The organism is Campylobacter concisus, from assembly GCF_002914195.1.
Taxonomy (GTDB): domain Bacteria; phylum Campylobacterota; class Campylobacteria; order Campylobacterales; family Campylobacteraceae; genus Campylobacter_A; species Campylobacter_A concisus_M.
The window spans coordinates 1-921 of sequence record NZ_PPAU01000034.1 but is presented as its reverse complement, the minus strand read 5'-3'; the positions used below and the strand labels follow the sequence as shown (position 1 = coordinate 921).

Genomic DNA, 921 nt, shown 5'->3' with positions numbered 1-921 from the left:
TGGAGAGCGTAGCACTATGGTAATTTGGTGTGGTGTAATCGTTGATCCTGATACGTGCCCGCGCGTAAGTAGATGGTATTATTTTTTTTTTTCAAGCAGAAGACGGCATACGATATTCATGAGCGTCTCGTGGGCTCGTGATAAAGTCATAAACGCCCAATGATTCATTTATAGTTTGAGGTACAGCCGTTTTCTTGCTGGTTTCATTAAATTTTTGAGAGTTTTTGGCAAGCATCGCGTAGATTATCTTTAGGACATTTCTCTTTCTCTCATCTAGCAGATCATCGAGCAAATTTGTATTGATAGCCTGGTAGCAGCCAGGTCCTGTCCGTTTTATTTCTATCTCATTAAACACGTCTTTTATAGCATCAAAGTCGCGCTTTATGGTTTTATTGTTTAGTCTTGGCTTACTATTATCTTTTTCATTGATCCACAGCTCGTCTTGCGCAGTGTCGATTATCTCGCCGCGATTTAATTTTTTAAGTAGCCACAGTATACTAGTTTGGGCGTCCATTGCTTTATCCTTTTTTAAAACTTTTTGTAAATTATACCGTAGTTTGTCCATACACTCTTTTATAATTCTCCCAACAAAGCAAAATAACTTAAAAAAGGAGAAATCTATGTATTGTGATTTTATCGATATAACCATTGACGGTGACGGCATCCATATCCACATTGAGTGGTAGCAAGTCACTTGTCAGTATGTAAAAAATCAAAAATGGGAGGGTTAAATATGCCTATTGTTTTAATTTTAGAGGCGTTCGCTAAAGCAGCTATTGAGTTTTATGTTGACAAAAAGGCTATCGATACTTTAACAAGCAAAAAAAGGATATAATATGCCAATTTTAATAATACCAATCATAGAGCTTGCTGCCAAAGTCGCTATATCTACATACACACTATATAAGATAGGATCAACAA

Annotated in this window: 1 protein-coding gene; it reads right to left on the bottom strand. The window is 36.4% G+C overall.

Annotation, left to right across the window (positions count from 1 at the left end; all coding sequences use genetic code 11):
* Positions 1 to 91 precede the first annotated feature (91 nt).
* On the bottom strand, positions 92 to 514 hold the full coding sequence (locus tag CYP28_RS00835) for a hypothetical protein (RefSeq protein ID WP_103592738.1): 423 nt from the start codon (positions 512 to 514) through the stop codon (positions 92 to 94).
* Between the last annotated feature and the right edge of the window lie 407 nt (positions 515 to 921).

Coding starts and splice junctions, on each gene's coding strand:
- CYP28_RS00835 (WP_103592738.1), bottom strand. CDS start 514: ATGGACGCCCAAACTAGTATACTGTGGCTACTTAAAAAATTAAATCGC.